Annotated in this window: 11 protein-coding genes; 5 read left to right on the plus strand and 6 right to left on the minus strand. The window is 35.6% G+C overall.

Translation table 11 applies throughout. The annotated features are described in order from the left end of the window. Positions 1-113: 113 nt before the first annotated feature. From recO to gdhA, 3 genes are all read right to left on the minus strand, one after another. A complete protein-coding gene (recO, locus tag RMN97_RS08825; protein WP_309614150.1) occupies positions 114-827 on the minus strand; it encodes a DNA repair protein RecO in 714 nt (237 codons plus the stop codon). A gap of 63 nt (positions 828-890) precedes the next feature. Further along, on the minus strand, positions 891-3,185 hold the full coding sequence (locus RMN97_RS08830) for a T9SS type A sorting domain-containing protein (protein WP_309614151.1): 2,295 nt from the start codon (positions 3,183-3,185) through the stop codon (positions 891-893). A 119-nt stretch (positions 3,186-3,304) separates the two neighbouring features. Beyond that, complete coding sequence (gene gdhA, locus RMN97_RS08835) at positions 3,305-4,648, minus strand: NADP-specific glutamate dehydrogenase (RefSeq protein ID WP_309614152.1); 1,344 nt, start codon at positions 4,646-4,648, stop codon at positions 3,305-3,307. Between the two features lie 258 nt (positions 4,649-4,906). On the opposite strand from gdhA, the gene RMN97_RS08840 reads away from it, so the two are divergent. Continuing rightward, entirely contained in the window at positions 4,907-5,695 is a 789-nt protein-coding gene (locus RMN97_RS08840) for a THC0290_0291 family protein (RefSeq protein ID WP_409024886.1), read from the plus strand. 10 nt (positions 5,696-5,705) lie between these two features. Here RMN97_RS08840 and hflX read toward each other — a convergent pair whose 3' ends face one another. Beyond that, a complete protein-coding gene (gene hflX / locus RMN97_RS08845; RefSeq protein ID WP_309614154.1) occupies positions 5,706-6,929 on the minus strand; it encodes a GTPase HflX in 1,224 nt (407 codons plus the stop codon). 201 nt (positions 6,930-7,130) lie between these two features. Here hflX and RMN97_RS08850 point away from each other — a divergent pair, with 201 nt between their 5' ends. From RMN97_RS08850 to RMN97_RS08865, 4 genes are all read left to right on the plus strand, one after another. Continuing rightward, the gene (locus RMN97_RS08850) at positions 7,131-14,357 is read left to right on the plus strand and encodes a choice-of-anchor J domain-containing protein (RefSeq protein ID WP_309614155.1); all 7,227 of its coding nucleotides are present in this window, start codon (positions 7,131-7,133) and stop codon (positions 14,355-14,357) included. A gap of 39 nt (positions 14,358-14,396) precedes the next feature. Beyond that, entirely contained in the window at positions 14,397-15,314 is a 918-nt protein-coding gene (locus RMN97_RS08855; RefSeq protein WP_309614156.1) for a type IX secretion system membrane protein PorP/SprF, read from the plus strand. Positions 15,315-15,334: 20 nt separating this feature from the next. Continuing rightward, the gene (locus RMN97_RS08860; protein ID WP_309614157.1) at positions 15,335-17,209 is read left to right on the plus strand and encodes an OmpA family protein; all 1,875 of its coding nucleotides are present in this window, start codon (positions 15,335-15,337) and stop codon (positions 17,207-17,209) included. A gap of 273 nt (positions 17,210-17,482) precedes the next feature. Then, complete coding sequence (locus RMN97_RS08865; protein WP_309614158.1) at positions 17,483-18,271, plus strand: hypothetical protein; 789 nt, start codon at positions 17,483-17,485, stop codon at positions 18,269-18,271. 155 nt (positions 18,272-18,426) lie between these two features. Here RMN97_RS08865 and RMN97_RS08870 read toward each other — a convergent pair whose 3' ends face one another. Next, positions 18,427-19,833, minus strand: a complete 1,407-nt coding sequence (locus RMN97_RS08870; RefSeq protein ID WP_309614159.1) for a DUF5689 domain-containing protein — start codon at positions 19,831-19,833, stop codon at positions 18,427-18,429. 12 nt (positions 19,834-19,845) lie between these two features. Further along, positions 19,846-20,481, minus strand: coding sequence for a DUF5017 domain-containing protein (locus RMN97_RS08875; RefSeq protein WP_309614160.1), 636 nt, complete (start codon positions 20,479-20,481; stop codon positions 19,846-19,848). Positions 20,482-20,484: the final 3 nt, after the last annotated feature.

A 20,484-nucleotide genomic window follows, 5' to 3' on the forward strand; every position in this document is an offset into this window, starting at 1 on the left:
TTCTTTAATCAAGTCTGCGAAAGTAAGGAATTTTGAGAAAAGAGAATAGAAAATAGAGAAAAGAGAATAGACTTTTACTAAAAATTAAGAAAGAAGAATGTTTTTTTGAACTTTTAAGCAAAAACCTCTTTTAAAACTTCGAGTGATTTTGGTTTTTTGAAACCATCGAGATGAATGGTATAATAGTCTAGTAGAATTTTTAGTAGGATTTGACGTTCGATTACGCCAAAAACCTTTTGGTCGCTGTCAAATTTTAAATCAATTAGTTTTTTGAACAAAAAAGTTTCGTGTTCGGATAGGCAATTGGTTCCCTGAAATGCTGTAAAGTTTCCTTCTTTGCAATCGAAAAATTTGAAAACCGCTTCAGAATTGTCGGGATAAAACCCAAAAAACTTGGTCATCTCCAACATCAAAATCAGATGAAAATTAGCCATTTCGTCATGAGCATCAAGCCAAAGCAAAGCCGATTCGAGAAAGTTGAACAAGTTTTCGTTTTTTTCTTCTTCGTGTATACTGTGATGAATGATTTCGGAGAGAAACATCACGATAGTGCTTTTGACGATATCGGTGGAAATTGTTTGATACGCGTGTGCGAGTTTTATTTCTTTGAAATGCTCGAGGGTTCCTTTGTTCTTGTGATTGGCTTCGATTTCGAGTAACGATAAAGGCTGGAAATACGCAATCTTTTGATTTGATTTTTTAGCTGCAAAAGCATTGGGCACAAAGTAACTTTTTAAGCCGTCGCTTTGCGTGAAGCATTTTACTATCAGGCTTTTTTCCTGATATTTTAGAGAAGAAATGACGATGGCTTTGGTTTTGACGAGCATAGTTAATTACGAATTGCGAATTACGAATTACGAATTAATGACTCGTAAATCATAATTCGTAATTTATCTGATTATCATCACTTTTTTAACAGCAGTTTCTGAGGCATCTTCGGCAGCGATGAAAATCATATACACTCCAGAAGCTACATTGTATTTACCAAAAGCTTTGGTATCCCATTCTACCGTTCCGCCTTCGGAAGTGGTTTCGTAGACTAAATTTCCTTCGATGTCTGTGATTTTTATGTTGGCTTTCGAAATTAATCCCGCGATTTTTACTGTTCCCACAAATTCGGGGCGAACCGGATTTGGATACACATATACCGCGTCTAAATTATCGGCTGATTTTGTCGCTGTGCCTTGAAAAGAAACCATTCCTCTATCGGTAGCAAAGAAAATTTCACCGGTAACTGAATTGATGTCGATGTCATTGATTACATTGCTTGGTAAGGGTGAATTGTCTTTTGTGAAATGATAAATCGTTTCCTGACCATTGGAAGAAAAAAGAAAAACCCCTGAATCTGCTGTTCCAATCCATTTTTGATTCGAACCATTCACGGCAATATCTGTAATAAATTGTTCGTATAAAAGTTCTTGTGCCAAACCATCTTCCAGAATTATAATCGCATTGGCTTTCATTTGATCATCACTATTGTAGCTTCCGGCACTTGGCAATACTCTCAATCCCCGTGTTGTTCCTATCCAAACCTGATTTCTATTATCTACAGCAAGAGCTCTAACGTCTTGAGAAGGAAGATTTCCTAAATCAACTCCTTCTGATAATTTTTTAAAAATATTGGCCGTTTCGTTAAAAGCAACAACTCCGTTTTTATATGTGGCAATCCATTTTGTGCCATTTCTGTCGACGGCTATTTTACTAAAATCATTACTTGCATAATCTGTTAAAATGGTTTCCATGTCAAACGCTTGCCATTGACCTCCAGATTTTAGAACATTCAGTCCGGTTTTTACACGACTGTTAGTTACCCATAAATTTCCTGATTTATCATAAACTGAAGGGCCGATTCTGATACCTGTTGTTGAAGGCGAACTTAGTGATTTCAATGTACTGTTGCTTTCGTTAAAAAGTGTCGTTGGCAAATCTAAATCTACTTGCAGCAAACCTCGGTTATAGGAGCTGAAAAAAGCTTGGTTTTCATCGTTCGGATTTACCGTTATTCTTGTCAATGCTTCTGTACTGGGAAGAGCGCTATAGGGAATATAAGACCAAAGATTAGTTGAATTGTATTTGCTTATTCCAAATGTTGAAAGCGAAAATCCTATGTAATTAAAAGGATTGTATAATATATCATATCCTCCATAAACTGCCCATAAATTAGAGGACGAACTATTTATCGAAAATATATTATTCCGAACTGGTCCGTTAGGCATAATAAATTCGAAGTTAGTGGGAGAATTAATAGGTGAGGAAACAATTCCATTTTCATTTGTTCCGATATAAATCGTTTCATTAACAACGGTTGCACATGTAAAAGTTACCGGAATTGAAGTTATTTGCGAGTTTTGAATATGAATTATTTGGCTTAATGATGTGTTGTAAATAAAAACGTGATTTAAAGAAGTAACTATTAAATAATTTGAAGTGGCACGAATATCAAGTCCTGTTTGTCCAATAGTTCCAAATTCTTCAAAAAAGAAACCATTGTATTTGTAGACTTTATTGTTTGTGTTCATTCCGACTAGCTGATTATTAAATGTCACTAAACCGTTCCAAAAACCGCCATCAAAAACCTGCCATTGTGCAAAATCAATCAAATTTGGATTGGTTACAGCTGCTTTTCTGATTCCGTAATATTGTGTCACAGCATATATTGCAGTATTATAAATAGCTGTTTGATAGACTTTTATTTCCTGTCCGGCCGGACCGATAAAATAAGTATCTCCAAATTCTAAAGTTGCCAATTTATATTGCACAATTCCAAAATCACAGGAAACATAGACAATGCCATCATATTCCATGAAATGATTTACTCTTTTGATATTTGAAGGAATGTTTTTATTGATGATGTCCACCACATTTAACATACTTCCGTCGGCATCATTAATGATAATCATCAATCCGTCTTCATACCCTACAATTGTTTTATTGAAAGTGTCGCTGTGATAAATTGCAGAAATGGTTTGTCCCGAAAGACCATCAATCGTATTAACAGTTTTTATATCATTAGATACAACGTTTTTGGTAAACAGCGCATTTTCGGCAGCAGCATAAATTTTGGTGTTTGATTCTGAGATATCTTTAATTTGATTGTATGAAAAATAACCTTTCCAATTTTGAAATGGTTGTGATAAGCAAATTTGAAAAAAAAGAAATAAAACCCCGAAAAAGCACTTTTTCATCTGTAAATAATTAGCATACAAATATAGTATAAACGCAAAAATTATCTAATTGTTGTATTTGAATCAAAAAATGCCATCATTTCTGATGGCATTTCAAGGGTTTTGGTTGGTTTATTTAATTATACTATTCCTTGTGCTAACATGGCATCAGCTACTTTTACGAAACCGGCAATGTTTGCTCCTTTTACATAATCTGTATATCCTGTTGCATCTGTACCGTATTTTACACAAGCCTCGTGGATGTTTGCCATGATGTTTTTCAATCGTTGGTCAACTTCTTCCGATGTCCAGCTTAAACGCAAAGAGTTTTGTGACATTTCAAGACCTGAAGTCGCAACTCCACCAGCATTTGATGCTTTTCCTGGAGCAAAAAGAATTTTTGCTTTTAAGAATTCTGTAACAGCTTCCGGAGTTGAAGGCATATTTGCACCTTCGGCAACGCATGTACATCCGTTTGCAATAAGCGCTTTTGCTTCGTCACCGTTTAATTCATTTTGAGTAGCACATGGTAAAGCAATATCACATTTAACTTCCCATGGGCGTTTCCCAGCTACGAATTTTGCTGAAGGGTATTTTGCAACGTAATCGGAAATTCTTCCGTAGTTTACGTTTTTGATTTCCATGATGTAAGCCAATTTTTCAGATGTGATTCCATCAGCATCATAAATATATCCTGAAGAGTCAGAAGCTGTAACTACTTTTCCTCCAAGTTCGGTTGCTTTTTCGATTGCATATTGCGCAACATTTCCTGAACCTGAGACCACAACAGTTTTTCCATCAAAGCTTTGTCCTTTGGTTGCTAACATATTTTGAGCGAAGTAAACATCACCATAACCTGTAGCTTCAGGGCGGATTAATGAACCTCCGAAAGTAATTCCTTTTCCGGTTAAAACTCCGGTAAATTCGTTTCTCAATCTTTTATATTGACCGAACATATAGCCAACTTCTCTTCCTCCAACACCGATATCTCCGGCAGGAACGTCAGTATCAGCACCAATATGTTTAGCTAATTCGGTCATGAATGCTTGACAAAATTTCATGATTTCGATATCCGATTTTCCTTTTGGATCAAAATCAGAACCTCCTTTTCCACCGCCCATTGGTAATGTTGTCAAACTGTTCTTGAAAGTTTGTTCGAAAGCCAAGAATTTTAAGATACTCAAGTTTACTGATGGATGAAAACGAATTCCACCTTTGTATGGTCCAATAGCTGAGTTCATTTGAATTCTGTAACCACGGTTTACTTGCGTGTTTCCGGCATCGTCAATCCAACACACACGGAACATGATTACTCTTTCTGGCTCTACCATTCTTTCCAAAAGCATTTTGTTTTGGTATTTTTTATTTTGTTCAATAAACGGAATTACTGTTTCAGCAACTTCCATAACTGCTTGCATAAATTCAGGTTCATGGCCATTTCTTTTTGCAACCAATTCCATAAATGTGTTGATACTTTGTGACATAAAATTATACTATTATATTTTTTAAGAAATCGATTTCGTAAAATCGGACAAATATACATTTTATTCAAATAATGACATCTTTTTTTTTAAATTCTCATTGCTTTTATTGTTATCCCAATAAAAGTTGAATAAACCTATTAAAGTGACAGCTTATAAAACTTTTTATTTATTTCTTCATATATAAATCAAGTATTTTTTATTTATATTTTATAACTGATTGATGTTTTTATATATTTGTCGAGATTTGAACTAATTAGAATGCAAATGCCCAAAAATTTTATCATAACCTTACTACTGTTATTTGGTTTGTCAAATAGCGTAAATGCTCAATTTGGATTTTCCCATGAAATTGGTGCAATACTTGGTCCTGTTGCTTTTCAGTCGGATTATGGTGAGCGTCATGATTTTTCTACAAATGCGGGGAACACCGGATATGGTATTGGTATAATTCATTATTTAAATTTTTCCTATAAAGCCGAATGTAATTGTTACACTCCCGAGACCTATTTTAATGATCACTTTAAATTAAGAAGTGAGTTGTCCTATAATAAAACCGAATTGCAACATTTTGGAAAATGGGTTGATGCTAGCAGAACCAGTTTAATGGCCAATCAATTAAGAGCTATGAGAGGTAGCACAGCTGTTACCAATGTTGGTATGCAATTGGAATTTTTTCCATTAAGTATACGAGAATTTACAGCTACTTTAGGTTCGTTTGCTCCATTTATTAGTTTGGGTGGACAATTTAGTTTTTACAGCCCTAAAGCTTGGTCCACTCTTGGCCCTATAGGCACACCACTTACTACACCCGATAAATATTTAGATGGCTGGAGAGACGAAAGCGGAACCGTTTGGTCTATAGTTTCCAGTATTGGTTGTAGATACAAATTAACGGAACTATCTGATTTAATGGTTGACCTTAGATGGCAGTATTATTTCTCTAATTGGGTCGACGGTTTGAATCCTGACCCAACCAGATATCCTGAGAATAGAGCAAATGATTGGAATCTTTGGTTGAATGTTGGATACATTTATTATCTTCAATAGAAATTAAACGCTACTCTTTTTCTACGGCATCTTTATAATCTGGATAAAGAAATTTATTATAAGGGAATCTGGTGACGTGAATTTTTCTCACGGATTCATATACTTTTTCTCTGAATTCTTCAAAATTTTCTTTGTTGGTAGCCGAAATAAACAAGGTGTTTTTTTTACCAACATTACTCATCCAAGTTGTTTTCCATTCTTCCAAAGTGTAATGCTTTGTTGTTTTTTCGGTAATTAAATCATCCTCTTCAATTTCTTGATTTTTAAAAGCATCTATTTTATTAAAAACCATTATAGTAGGTTTGTCATTGCTCTTTATATCTTGTAAAATCTGATTAACGGAACTTATGTGTTCTTCAAAATCAGGGTGCGAAATATCAACAACATGTAATAGCAAATCCGCCTCGCGAACTTCATCTAACGTACTTTTGAAAGAATCCACTAATTGTGTTGGTAATTTTCTAATAAATCCAACGGTATCTGAAAGCAGAAAAGGCAGATTTCTGATAACTACTTTACGAACAGTAGTATCGAGTGTAGCGAATAATTTGTTTTCGACAAACACTTCGCTTTTGCTAATTACATTCATCAATGTCGACTTCCCAACATTGGTATAACCAACCAAAGCTACTCTGACCATTGCGCCACGATTGCCTCTTTGAACCGACATCTGTTTGTCAATGGTTTTTATTTTTTCTTTCAGCAAAGCTATTCTATCCCGAACAATCCTTCTATCGGTTTCAATTTCTGTTTCCCCAGGACCACGAAGACCAATTCCTCCTTTTTGACGTTCTAAGTGTGTCCACATTCCGGAAAGTCTAGGTAATAAATATTGGCATTGTGCTAATTCTACTTGAGTTCTTGCATAAGAAGTTTCTGCTCTTTGTGCAAAAATATCTAAAATTAAATTTGTTCTGTCCAGAACCTTACAATCAAGAATTTTAGAAATATTTTTTTGTTGAGATGGCGACAATTCATCATCAAAAATTACTGTTGAAATATTTTTTTCTTTGATGAACAAACTAATTTCATCCATCTTACCTGTTCCTAAAAAGGTTTTAGGGTTTGGTCTTTCTAATTTTTGAGAGAATCTTTTAATAACCTCACCACCAGCTGTGTAAGTTAAAAATTCCAGCTCATCGAGATACTCTGTTAATTTTTCTTCGTTTTGATTTTGCGTAATTATTCCAACAATTACAGTTCTTTCAAAATTAATAATTTCTTTTTCTAACATTTTTTTTGATTCTATGGCAAAATTAGACATTTGAGAATTAAAAAATCACATAAATTGTTAATGATTCTTAATAATAGTTTGGATTGATTTGTTAAATGTGTGTCTATCAAAAACAATTCATAAATAATTCATAAATTTTACTAAATTTGGGCGTCAAAAATTTTCAAGAAAAATTAACAAAAAACTCAAAATTTTCATTTTATGAAAAAAATTACTTTACTACTACTGTTTTTATTATTCTCTATAAGTGGCTATTCCCAATTAGCTCTAGAAGGTTTTGAAAATACTACAGGTCCTGATGCATTTCCGTCAACACACTGGCCTTTAGGTACGGGAGACTGGGCTGTATTTGATACTAGCGGATCTCCAGTACGCTGGGAAATTAATACCGCCTTTCCATACCAAGGAGTTAACGCTGCTTATGTTAACAGGGAAAATATTGGTGCCGGAAATACTACCGAAGAATATTTAGCAACTCCACCTGTGCAAATTCCAACCAATGGAGTATTACATTTTTATACAAGAATGTTTACCAGTGGAAATCAAGGGACTATTTATCAGATAAAAGTAGCCTCTGTCGCTACTGGATCACAAACCAATCCAAATGACTATTTATTAGTACAACAATGGACAGAAGATGAGTTAATTACGCCAACCACTAACTTTAACATCTACACAGAAAAAACTGTTGATTTGGCTGCTTTTGCTGGTCAATTCGTTTACGTTTCTTTTGTAAAAGTATTTTCCCAACCAGACGGCAATTTTGGTGGTGATAGATGGTTAGTAGATGATGTTAGCATTGATGCTGCGTGTTTGTCGCCAACAGGATTAGTTTCATCTGTAATAACTCCAAATGGAGCTACCTTAAACTGGACAAATCCTAATGGTGCAGTAAATGGTTGGGAAATAGAAGTTGTACTTGCTTCAGGGACTCCAACAGGAGTTGCAACACATACCACAACTACATTCCCTTATGCAGTAACTGGATTACTTCCGAACACTGCTTATAAATTTTATGTAAGAGCAGTATGTACCACCGGATTCTCGAGTCCCTGGTCTGTAGCTTCTGCCAACTTTACAACTTTAGTAGCTCCACCTGTCTGTGGAGGTAATTTTGTAGATTCGGGTGGTATAGGAGGAAATTATGCGAATAATGCAAACGTTAGTACCACAATAAACCCAGTAACTCCGGGGGATTTAGTAACCGTTACTTTTACAACCTTTAATACAGAATTAAATAATGACTTGTTAAGAGTTTATGCAGGTACTGATACAACTGGAACTTTATTAGGAACTTTTTCAGGAACTACTTTGCCCCCTGCTATTACGTCAAGTGCTTCAAATGGTAGCTTAACCTTTGTCTTTACTTCTAATGGTACAACAACCGCAGCAGGTTGGGTTGCAAATGTAACCTGTGGACCTCCTCCAGCATGTCAACAGCCAGTAGCCTTGACTACAGCTGCTTTATTATCTACTTCGGTTGATTTTGGTTGGACTAATGCTGGAAGCGCAACTTCTTGGCAGGTAATAGCTTTATCATGTGGATCACCAGCGCCAACAGCGATTACAACTGGGTGGATTGCTGCTCCAACAAATCCTTTTACAATTACAGGATTAACACCTGGAACATGTTACGATTTATACGTAAGAGCAGATTGTAATGCCTCTTCAAGCGGAGTAAGTGCATGGTCTGGAGCAAGAACAGTTACTACTCAAATTGCACCTCCAGTTTGTGGTGGTAACTTTGTAGATTCAGGAGGATTGGCAGGAAATTATGCCAATAATGCGAACGTGACCACAACAATAGTTCCTACTATTACTGGTCAGGTGGTTACGGTTACTTTTACTTCTTTTAACGTTCAAAACGGATCTGACTTATTGAGAGTATATGATGGTAGCGACGTTACAGCTCCACTTTTGGCAACGTTAACCGGAACAACTCTACCTCCATCCTTTACAGCATCATCGTCTGCAGGAACCTTGACTTTTGTATTTACATCAAATGCAACCACTACAGCTGCTGGGTGGGTAAGTAATATTACTTGTGGCCCTCCACCATCATGTAGAATTCCAACAGCACTTACTGCAGGATTAGTTACAGCAAGTTCAGTTCTATTAAACTGGACACAACCTATTAATCCTGATACAACAGTTGCTACTTCATGGCAAGTCATAGCATTACCTTGTTCTTCGTCAGCACCAACTGCAACGTCAACACCGACTGCAACTGCTACAACTAATCCTTACACGCTTTCGACAGGATTGACAGCAAATACGTGTTACAATATTTATTTAAGAGCAGATTGTGGTGGTGGATTATATAGTGAATGGTCTACTCCCATAACAATCAATACTCCGTGTGCTGCTTTTACTGTTCCTTTTCAAGAAGGTTTTAATAGTACTTCTACATCACAAGCATGCTGGACAGTTTTAAATGTTAATGGTGATACCGATACATGGAATATGAACTATGCTATAAATCCATTTGAAGGAAATGAATCTGCAGCTATCACTACAGATTTTAATGCTGGTGCTAACGATGACTGGTTGATATCTCCTCAAATTGTACTTACAGGAAACCAAAGATTAAAATTTAGATATAGAGTCCAATCTACTACTGAGCCTAATGACTTTAGAGTTATGCTTTCTACAACTGGTTCAGCTCCAGCAAACTTTACAACTATTTTAGTTCCTTTAGCTTCTTATTCAAATATTACATATGTTGAAAAAATTGTTAATCTTGCTGCCTACAGCGGTACGGTTAATATTGCTTGGCATGTTCCTGCTGGTGGACTTGATGGATGGAGATTATATATTGATAATGTAATTGTAGAAGATTTACCAACTTGTCCTGAACCAACTAATATAGCAGCGAGTAGCGTAACTTCTAATTCTGCCTCTTTATCTTGGACAAATGGTAACACCGAAACAGGATGGCAAGTTTTAGCATTGCCTTGTGCTTCGCCGGCACCAACTGCAGCTTCAACAGGTTTTGTTAGTACATCTACAAATCCTTTTACACTGACAGGATTAAGTTCTGCAACATGTTATAACATTTATATAAGAGCGGTTTGCTCTGTTACAGATAGTAGTAGTTGGGGAGGTCCCGCCATCGTAACAACTCAAATTGCGCCACCAGTTTGTGGTGGTAACTATATTGACTCAGGTGGTTTAACCGCAAATTATTCTAATAATGCAGACTCTACTGTAACAATTTGCCCTACAATTCCTGGAGAATTAGTAACGGTAACTTTCACAACATTTGATACAGAAGATGAATATGATGGGATATATGTTTATGATGGAAATTCAATAACTGCTCCTCAAATATCGAGTACAAATGGTGTCGGTTTTGGTCCTTTAACAACACCCGGCGCTTTTTGGGGAACAACAATTCCTGGTCCGTTTACTTCATCAAGTAACTCAGGTTGCTTAACTTTTAGATTTAGAAGCGATGGCTTATTTACCAATTCAGGATGGGTTGCTAATGTTACTTGTGCGCCTGCACCAACTTGTCTGAAGCCTATCAATTTAACCGCTACTAACATCACATCAACTTCAGCATTATTGGGTTGGACTGATACTAATACAACTCCGGCAACCCAATGGGAAGTTTTATATGTATCATTTGGATCACCAATCCCTTTACCAACTGCTACGGGTGTAATTGTTTCGGCAAATCCAAGTTTAATAACTGGTTTAAATCCTGGGACAAAATATACTTTTTATGTAAGAGCTGTTTGTTCTTCTACAGATTCAAGCGCATGGTCTTCAGGCAAAGATTTTTTAACGTTAATAATTAATGATGATTGCTCGGGTGCAATTTTTGCCCCTGTAAACTCATCTTCAGTTTGTCAACAAGTTACACCCGGGACTATAACTGGTGCAACAGCTTCAACTCCCGGGACAACCGCACCGTGTATAGGTAATGCAAATGATGATGTTTGGTTTCAATTTGTAGCAACAAATACTTATTTAAATATTTCTCTACAAAATGTTACTGGTTCTACTACCAACTTAAATCACGCTGTTTATTCTGGTCAATGTGGAACTTTGACACAGTTATATTGTAGTGTTGCAAATAGTCTTTCAAGTGTTGCAAATAACTTAGTTGTAGGTCAAACCTATTTTATTAGAGTTTATTCCAATTCTGCCGCAGTTCAAACAGTTACATTTAATTTGTGTATTTCAACACCTTCGACTTGCCCTACTGGCTCAACAGTATGTAGCTTAACAAATTATGCTAATACAACAGGGGTGACTAGTTTAGGAACAATCGGATGTTTAACTACATCACCAAATCCTGCATACTTTACAATTCAAGTAGCAACTTCAGGGCCTATTAATTTTTTACTTACACAATCATCTACTGCTGGAGGCACGCCAGATTTAGATGTAGATTATGCTGCTTGGGGACCATTTACAAGTCAAGCTGCTGGGTGTGCTGCCATAAGCGGTGGACAAGCACCTGGAATTGGTGTTCCGATAACACAAACTACAGGATGTAGTTTCTCATTAGCATCAACTGAAAATTTAAACATAGCAAATGCGGTTGTAGGACAATTTTATATTGTATTAATTACTAATTTTTCCGATGATCCAGGATTTATTAATTTAACACAAACTAATAGCACTGCACCGGGACATGGTACAACAAATTGTTGCCCAGATGCTTTTTTTAGTTACAGCCCTGCATCTTACTGTAGAGCAGCGGGTGTTTCTAATCCAATTCCAACTATAGCTGTAGGATCTTTAGCGGGTATTTTTTCATCAACTCCTGGTTTGGTTTTTGCAGACACTGCTACTGGTGAAATAAACCTTCAGGCAAGTACCGCAGGAAATTATGTAGTTACAAATACTGTTGCTGCAACTGCAAGTTGTATTCAATTTGTAAAATCATATACTATTAATATTTCTGAACCTACCACAGCAACTATTAGTTATAATAGTCCATCTTATTGTAAAAGTGTTACCAGTCTTCAAACTGTAACTCAAACTGGAACAACAGGAGGAAGTTATTCTGCAATTCCAAATGTTGGGTTGAGTATTAATCCAACAACAGGTGAAATAAATCCAAGTTTAAGTTCACCTGGAATTTATACAGTAGTTTATGGTTTACCTGGTTCTGTTTGCACAACTGGAAATCCTTCTACTCAAGTTGAAATTATAGCATTGCCAAATATAGTTCAACCTGCGCCAGTTGCTGCTTGTTATACTTACACTTTACCAAGTTTAACTCTTGGTAACTATTTCTCTCAAACTGGCGGAGTAGGTCCATTAGATATTACAGCACCGATTACAAATACTCAAACAATTTATATATATGCGGTCGGAGCTAGTGGATGTACTAATGAGAAATCATTTACTGTAACTATTAATACAGTTCCAACACCAACGAATATTACAACCACTCCATCTTCTTGTTCATCACCAACTGGGACAATTAGTTTTACCCCATTAGATGCTAGTGGACCATTACCAGCAGACTTATTTATCTCTGAAGTTACCGATGCAGATACTGGTTCTTTAACTTATGTTGAGCTATATAACGGAACTGGAGCTCCATTGAGTTTAGCTAATTATAAATTGAAATTTTATACTTGGGGTTCACCGCCTGTCACAGCAACTTTATCATGCGACTTGCAATTAACAGGAACTATTGCAAATAACACTACTAATGTAATCAAAGTAAGTAGTAATGCTAACATACCTGGTATTGTTCCAAATCAAACTTTTACAGGATGTGGAGGGGTAAATAATAATGATAATATTAGGTTAACTACATCAACCGATGTTGAACTAGATGTTTGGGGCGTAACGAACGGTTCAACATTTACACCAAGTAATCAAACAGGTTACACCTACAGAAGATTAAATACTGCAACATTACCAAGCACAACATGGAATCCTGCTGATTGGACAGCTATAGATCCTGAAGATTATACCAATGTTGGTAGTTATGCTTTTTCGATTTCTAATTATCAATATAGTGTTGATAATGGAACTTTTCAATCGAGTACTACATTCAGTAATTTAGCTATTGGTGATCATATACTTGTAATTAAAGATTTGTCTACTGGTTGTACATCTCCACCATTAACTGTAACTATTGATGCTCTTAATCCTATTGTAGCGGTCACTGGATTTAGTTACTCAACTCCGGTTTGTCAAAATGCAACTCCAAACCCTACACCAATTCCAACTTCAGGGTTTACAACGGGAGGAATTTATTCAGAGGATATAACTACTACTGGACTCGTGTTTGTAAACATATCTACTGGAGAAATCGATTTAGCGAATTCTACACCGGGAACACACACCGTTAATTATACTGTAGCAAATCAACCAGCAATATGTCTTGCAGGAGGACAAAGTTCAGCCACAATCGTTATTAATCCGATAATAACACCAATCATTGGATTTAGTTATTCGACACCTATTTGTAAAAATGCGCAGGCTACTTTGTCTCCAAGTCTAGACTCAGGTTTTAGTAGTTTTGCCACATTCTCAGCTAGTCCATCAACAGGTTTAGTTATTAACTCAACTACTGGTGTAATTGATTTAGCAAATTCAACCCCCGGAATTTACTCAATTGTTGTTAATGTTGTCGCAGATCCAGCTTCATGTAGGGTAAGCGCAACAACATCGCCAGCATTCTTACTTGAGATAAAACCAGTGGTTACTTTAGTGACAGGTTTCAATTATGACACCCCATTCTGTGCGAATAATGGTTCTGAATTACCAAATCTTAATTCTGGATTTGCATCAGGCGATACATTTAGCTCAACAACTGGTTTGATAATAAATCCTTTAACTGGAGCTATCGATTTAACGAGTACACCTGGAACATATACAGTGACCTATACCACGAATCCAAATGTTAGTAATTGTGAAGTTTCAACACCAGGTACTACTCAGGTTACAATAGTTCCTCCAGTAACAATTGAACTTACCGGTGGATGTCAAAGTGTGAATTATATTTTAACTGCAACTCCTGTAAATGGTTCGTTTGATCCTGATACAGCAACTTATTCTTGGCATAATGACGCAGGTGCTGAAGTAGGAAATACACAAAGTATAACGGTAACAGCAATTGGGGTTTATACTGTAACTATAACTGTAGATGGATGTTCTACTGTGTCACTTCCTTTTGATGTAGATTCTGTATTCTGTACTATACAAAAAGGTATTTCTGTTAACAATGATGGGTTAAATGACACTTTTGACTTAACGGGTTATGATGTTAGAAAATTAACTATATTTAACAGATTGGGAATGAAAGTTTATTCGCGCAATGATTATGTTGATGAGTGGGGCGGAAAATCAGACGACGGAGATGAACTTCCAGATGGAACCTATTATTTCATTATTGACCGAAATAATGGTGAAACCAAAACAGGATGGATTTACATCAATAGAGCACAATAACTTACTATATAATTTGCATTCAAAATAAAACAAAACAAAATGAAGAAAGTATATTTCATTGCGATATTGGCTTTAGCGATTACAGAGTTAAGAGCACAGCAAGATCCGCATTACACACAGTACATGTACAATATGAGTGTGATGAATCCAGCTTATGCTGGTTCAAAAGAGAGTGTGTCAGGTGGATTCCTCTACAGAAAACAATGGGTTGAAATTGAAGATGCGCCTACAACTGGAACATTCTTCATCCACAGCCCGGTTGGAAGAAACGTAGGTTTGGGACTTTCTGTAATATCAGATAAAATTGGACCCGTTGAAGAAAATAATTTCTACGCTGATTTCTCTTATACTCTTAATTTAGGTGGTGAGCGTAGATTAGCTTTCGGTTTAAAAGCTGGAGCAACCATGCACAAAATCGATTTCAATACTATTTATCCAACATTACCCGATTTAGGAGATGATGTTTTTGGTTCTGGAAATCCAAATAATACCTTCTTAAATATTGGTTCGGGGCTTTTCTATTATACCGATAAATATTATGTTGCTTTTTCAGTGCCAAATATGTTAAAATCTAAATATTTAGATTTTGATGGGAGGCAATACGGAACTGATGTAATCCATTATTTCTTGACCGGAGGTTATGTATTTGACATCAACCCTAATTTAAAATTCAAACCTTTTGCGATGATCAAATCATCGGTAAATGCACCAACATCTTTTGATGTTTCCACTAACTTCATGTTCTATGATAAGTTAGAATTAGGAGCAACTTATAGATTGGAAGACTCTTTTGGGGCGATGGTAAACTTTGCCATTACACCAAGCTTGAGAATCGGATATGCGTACGATCACATTATTTCAGATTTAAATGTTGTAACACCAGCTTCTCACGAAGTAATGCTGTTATTTGATTTGAACTTCCCGAAAAAAGTATCACGTTCACCAAGATATTTCTAACCTATAAAGTAATTCTAAAAATGAAAAATTTATATATAGTATTAAGTTTTGTTGCCATCAGTTTTACAATGTCGGCGCAAAATAAAAACACCAAGGTCGCCGATAAATTATTCGCCCGATTTGAATATATCGACGCTGCCAAAGAATATCAGAAATTGGTTGAAAACGGAAAAGCGGATCCTTATGTTTATAAGCAATTAGCCGATGCCAATTATAATATGTTTAATTCTACAGAAGCGGTTAAATGGTATGCCAAAGCAACCGAAACACAACAAGATGCTGAAACGTATTACCGTTATGCTCAAATGTTGAAAGCGGAAGGAAAATACGAAGATGCTAACAAGCAAATGCGAAAATTTGCAGCGGCTGCTCCAAATGATTTAAGAACCAAAGCATTTAATGAAAATCCAAATTACATTCCAAGATTATTAGATAAAACTAAGCTATATGATGTTAAATCTTCTGACATCAGTAGCGACAAATCTGATTTTAGCGCCGTATTATATGAGAACAGTTTGTATTTTGCCAGTGCCAGAAATGGTGCCCGTAAAAACTACGGTTGGACAGATGAACCATTCTTAGACATTTATAAAGCAGATTACAATACAGATGGAACCATCACAAATGCTTCGACTGTGACTGAGTTAAATTCAAAATGGCATGATGGTCCAATAACAATTAGTGCTGACGGTAAAACGGCTTATTTTGCTAGTGAAAGCTACAAAGAGAAAGAATCTACACCTAAAGATAAAAAGGCAAATGCCAAATTCAGTCAAGTGTATCTTTTTAGTGTAACTAAAAATGGAGATTCTTGGGGAAGTATTTCTTCTTTGCCATTTAATGACGAAACGTTTTCAAACAGCAATCCAAGTTTGAGTAGAGATGGTAAAACCTTATATTTCTCGTCTAACAGACCTGGAAGTTTAGGCAGCGGAACTACTGATATCTGGAAAGTAGCAGTTAATGCTGACGGAACCTATGGCGATCCACAAAATCTGGGAAACAAAGTAAATACCGAAGGAAATGAAAGTTTCCCTTTTATTGCTGACGACAACAAAACATTATTCTTTGCTTCAAGCGGGAAACAAGGTCTTGGTGGATTTGATGTATACCAAATTGATTTATCCAATGGTTCAGAAGCAACTAACTTGGGTAAACCAGTAAATTCTGAAAAAGATGATTTTGCTTTTACATTTAATGAAAGTAAAAAAATAGGATTCTTATCGAGTAACCGAGGTGGAAACGACGATATCTTTATTGTTAATCCAATTTGTGCTGTTGATGTTTTAATTGTTGTTTCCGATGCAAAAACAGGTGCTATTTTAGTCAATGCAAGCGTTTCGATACTTGATGACAAGAAAAATGTTATCGCTACTGAAATGTCAAATGCGAAAGGCGAAGTAAGTTATAGAGTTGAATGCGACAGAGCTTATGTAGTTCAAGCTTCAAAAGATGGTTATGAAGGAAATACTTTTGCCGTAACTAAAAGCAAAGGACCAAAAGCAAGAGTGGATGCGCCATTACAACCAATAGATGTTATTGTAACTGAAACAGAAATTTTATTGAACCCTATTTACTTTGAATTTGACAAAAGCAATATCACACAAGAAGGTGCTTTTGAGCTAGATAAATTGGTTCAGGTAATGAAGAATAATGACAAAATGGTTATCATGGCTAAATCGCATACCGATAGCAGAGGAAGCGATAACTACAATTTACCATTATCGGATAGAAGAGCAAAATCAACCGTACAATATATAATTTCTAAAGGAATTGATGCCAGCAGAATTTCCGGGAAAGGAATGGGAGAATCAGAACCAAAAGAAGTTTGTAATCCTTGTACAGAAGCGCAACACGGTCTAAACAGACGTTCAGAGTTCTTGATTGTAAAGTAATTTAAAGACTTTCTTTATTAAAATAAGAAAACCGTCTCGTTATAATAACGAGACGGTTTTTTGGTTTTTACAGGTTACACATATTATAGTAAAAAGCTTTTAAAATAGGCGTATATTAGCTTTGCTTTAGTTAATTTGAATTAATATGGTCTTGGAATACTATAATAATTATTTTTGAATTCAGTAATACAAATAACAAAAGAAATCAAAAGGTAGAGACTAAATCTTAGAATGTATACCGATTAGATTAATATAGTAGTTAGCTGTAACTTTATGACTCAACAACAAGACAAACTTTGCGCTTTTTGTGACGCTCCTTTAACTCGAGAAAATCGAAGCAAGGAAAATGTCATTCCCAAATGGTTGCTAGACTTTTTAAAAGTTAGGCAAGAAAAAATTCAGCCAACACATTTTTCAAATATCGGAGAGACATTAACAACAAGACAACATACTCTAGAAGGCTTGCTTGCTGGACAAATTTGTGAGGAATGCAATAATGGATGGATGAGTGAATTAGAACAAGACGCAATACCGATATTAAAACCTCTTATGCTAGGAGAATCAACAGTTGTTGAACTAAATGACAACGAACGACAGATTTTAAGCAGATGGACCGCAAAAACGGCATTCACATTGAATTCCTCTTCAAATTATTTAAAGAATATTCCATCAACGCATTTTCAACATATTCGATTAAACATTGACAGTTTACCCTTAAAAGTTTCATCTTATGGACAACAAAATCATGGGGACAGACCATTTTATTGGATTCAATCACCAACTTGGTTGTTAAACGGAAATTCAGAGAAGATTTCTGAATTGGCAACTGAATTAAAAAACAACTCTTATAAGATTGCATTTGAATTTGGTAAACTAATGCTATTAATTAGTTACATACCATTTGAAAACATTTATCCCGTTCTCTGTAAAGGAATTCACGTTCCACTTTTGCCTAAAACCGGAAAATGTGGTTATTATGAAAAGAAAGAATTTTCATGGTCTGATAACGAAAAAGCTCTAAACGAATTTCACTTTGGACTTCAAGCAACAATTATAGAATGAAAAAAGCTACAGCTAACAGCGGTTTGTATCAACTGCGTAATGAGACATACTATTAATCCTTATTTATGAAAATGCATGCCGTTTTACAACAATATTCCACAAAAAAAAGAGCCCCAAATTTGGGACTCTTTTTAATTTAAACTGTATTTAAAATACTAATTGATAACAATATCGTCAAGTTGAACGGTAGTAGTAACAGTTGTTGTTCCAACATATTCAAAAACAAAATAGCCATTACCTGTTAAACTTCCCGGAATAGCGTAAGTTCCAGCAGAATTAAAAGTGTTTTCTGATGAACCAATCGCTGGGTAAGAAATAGTAAAACTTGATGTAATATTTACAAAAGAACTCATATTTACAGGTAAACCCGGTGTATAATTAGCTGCTGTTACATAATAAACATTTAAAGCTTCACCATAATTAAATCTAATTTCTTTTTTAAATGTAAATGTACTTGCAGCCGCAAAATCAACTGGTACAAAAAACAAAACTTTGGCAGGCACCCCAGGATTACCTGACCCTGCAAAAGAGCTCATTTCAATATATTTGTTGCCGCTAAATGTTTTAAGTTGCCACAATCTACTTCCAACTACCGGGTCGTTAATGTATTTTGGAAAAACGGTAGTACTAACGTTATATGAAGTAAAAGGTTCATTCAATGTTCCTGTATATGCTAAAGCAGTTCCTCCAACGGGTGGATTTGAATCAAAACGAGGTTGTGTTAATTGAATATCACTTTCGTATCTAACAATGAATTGGAAATCAGTATCATATTTTGTCAATACACCACGGATTCTCCCGCTTAGTGACGGTACCATTTTTCCAGTAAAAGGAGCAAAGCTACTAAAACGGATAATCTGTTCAGAACCACCAGTTGAAGACACCAAAGTGTGGTTTGTTGCACCACCACCTGAATCAATGTCATAATAAGTTCTTCCTATTGATGAATCTGAAAACTGAACAACTTCTAAATCGATTAAAGTATTTTGTACATCATCAGTGTAAGCCTGTGACAAAGTCATTGTTCTTAACATCGCACTTTCAGGTTCTACAGTTGATGATGGGAATAAATGATCTTTATATTCAAATTCAGAAATCCTTCCAATAGTTCCTTGATATAAAGAACCTATTTGTAATGAACCGTATACAATTCCTGCGTACAAACCGTTTAATTTGATGTATACCTTTCTACCTGGTGTAAAACCTTCTCCAAATAAAGTTGTGGCGTTAACAGGCACACTAAATCCTATTGGAGCCGAAGCATCCGTTGGAATGGTCTGAAATGAAATAGATTTATAGAATGTTCCCTGAGCATCACTTGAAGTCACATAAGCTTCAATGATATCATCTGTTGTAATTTCTACCGGTGGTACTAATCCTGGCAACTGATCATCTACAAAAGGTGCTGCAGCCTTTACTGCTGCAACTGTTGTAGTAGGTGTAAGTTCGGTTGTTGTCAAAGTATTGTCCGGCGTAGTATAATGATCATCAGAAGCACAACCAGAAAAAAGTCCGATTGTCAACGATAATAATAAGCCTAATTTTGCAATTGTTATTTTCATAGTTTTTATGATTTATTTTTTGTCGAAAATTCTAATGTTGTCAATTTCATATGTTCCGTCAAGAGAAAAATTAGTTCCCGACCCTTTACATTTAAAAGCGATATAAATATTTCCTGTATAACTGGATAAGTCAACTAAGCCCGAACTGAAGAATTTAAATCTATCCTCGTAAGCTAATGATGGCGTTTTGAACGTTAATGGCTGCCAATTAGCCGTCATCACATTTGTACCATCATAGTCAGTCGAAACAAATAATTCGATAGAATTAGAAGATGAAGAAACATAAGCCTGAGCAACGCCAAAAGCCAACGTTTCATGATCCATAGTGTCCATGTTAATAGCCGGTGAAATCAACCAAGCAATATTAGAAGCCTGTCCAGATCGAAACGAAGTGAATTCCGCGTATTTTGAACCGCTGTAGAATCCTTGATTCCATTTTACACTTCCCACTTGTGCATAGTTTGTCCATCCCTCTAATGCAATCGGATCAGGAATATTATCACTTAAATCCTCAACAAAAGTTGAAAAATCCTGATAGAATTTGTAATCTGTTGAGTTAGGTAATACAATATCATTTTCAGGAGAACATCCTGTGAATGATAATGAAACGATTACTCCTAACAATAAAAATTTAATTGTTGTTTTCATAGC

The organism is Flavobacterium sp. (assembly GCF_031381455.1).
Classification (GTDB): Bacteria; Bacteroidota; Bacteroidia; order Flavobacteriales; family Flavobacteriaceae; genus Flavobacterium.

What these genes read in the sequence shown, in the direction of transcription:
- RMN97_RS08875 (WP_309614160.1), bottom strand. Translation starts at nt 20,481, where the DNA reads ATGAAAACAACAATTAAATTTTTATTGTTAGGAGTAATCGTTTCATTA.
- recO (WP_309614150.1), bottom strand. Translation starts at nt 827, where the DNA reads ATGCTCGTCAAAACCAAAGCCATCGTCATTTCTTCTCTAAAATATCAG.
- RMN97_RS08850 (WP_309614155.1), top strand. Translation starts at nt 7,131, where the DNA reads ATGAAAAAAATTACTTTACTACTACTGTTTTTATTATTCTCTATAAGT.
- RMN97_RS08870 (WP_309614159.1), bottom strand. Translation starts at nt 19,833, where the DNA reads ATGAAAATAACAATTGCAAAATTAGGCTTATTATTATCGTTGACAATC.
- gdhA (WP_309614152.1), bottom strand. Translation starts at nt 4,648, where the DNA reads ATGTCACAAAGTATCAACACATTTATGGAATTGGTTGCAAAAAGAAAT.
- RMN97_RS08855 (WP_309614156.1), top strand. Translation starts at nt 14,397, where the DNA reads ATGAAGAAAGTATATTTCATTGCGATATTGGCTTTAGCGATTACAGAG.
- hflX (WP_309614154.1), bottom strand. Translation starts at nt 6,929, where the DNA reads ATGTTAGAAAAAGAAATTATTAATTTTGAAAGAACTGTAATTGTTGGA.
- RMN97_RS08860 (WP_309614157.1), top strand. Translation starts at nt 15,335, where the DNA reads ATGAAAAATTTATATATAGTATTAAGTTTTGTTGCCATCAGTTTTACA.
- RMN97_RS08840 (WP_409024886.1), top strand. Translation starts at nt 4,907, where the DNA reads ATGCAAATGCCCAAAAATTTTATCATAACCTTACTACTGTTATTTGGT.
- RMN97_RS08830 (WP_309614151.1), bottom strand. Translation starts at nt 3,185, where the DNA reads ATGAAAAAGTGCTTTTTCGGGGTTTTATTTCTTTTTTTTCAAATTTGC.
- RMN97_RS08865 (WP_309614158.1), top strand. Translation starts at nt 17,483, where the DNA reads ATGACTCAACAACAAGACAAACTTTGCGCTTTTTGTGACGCTCCTTTA.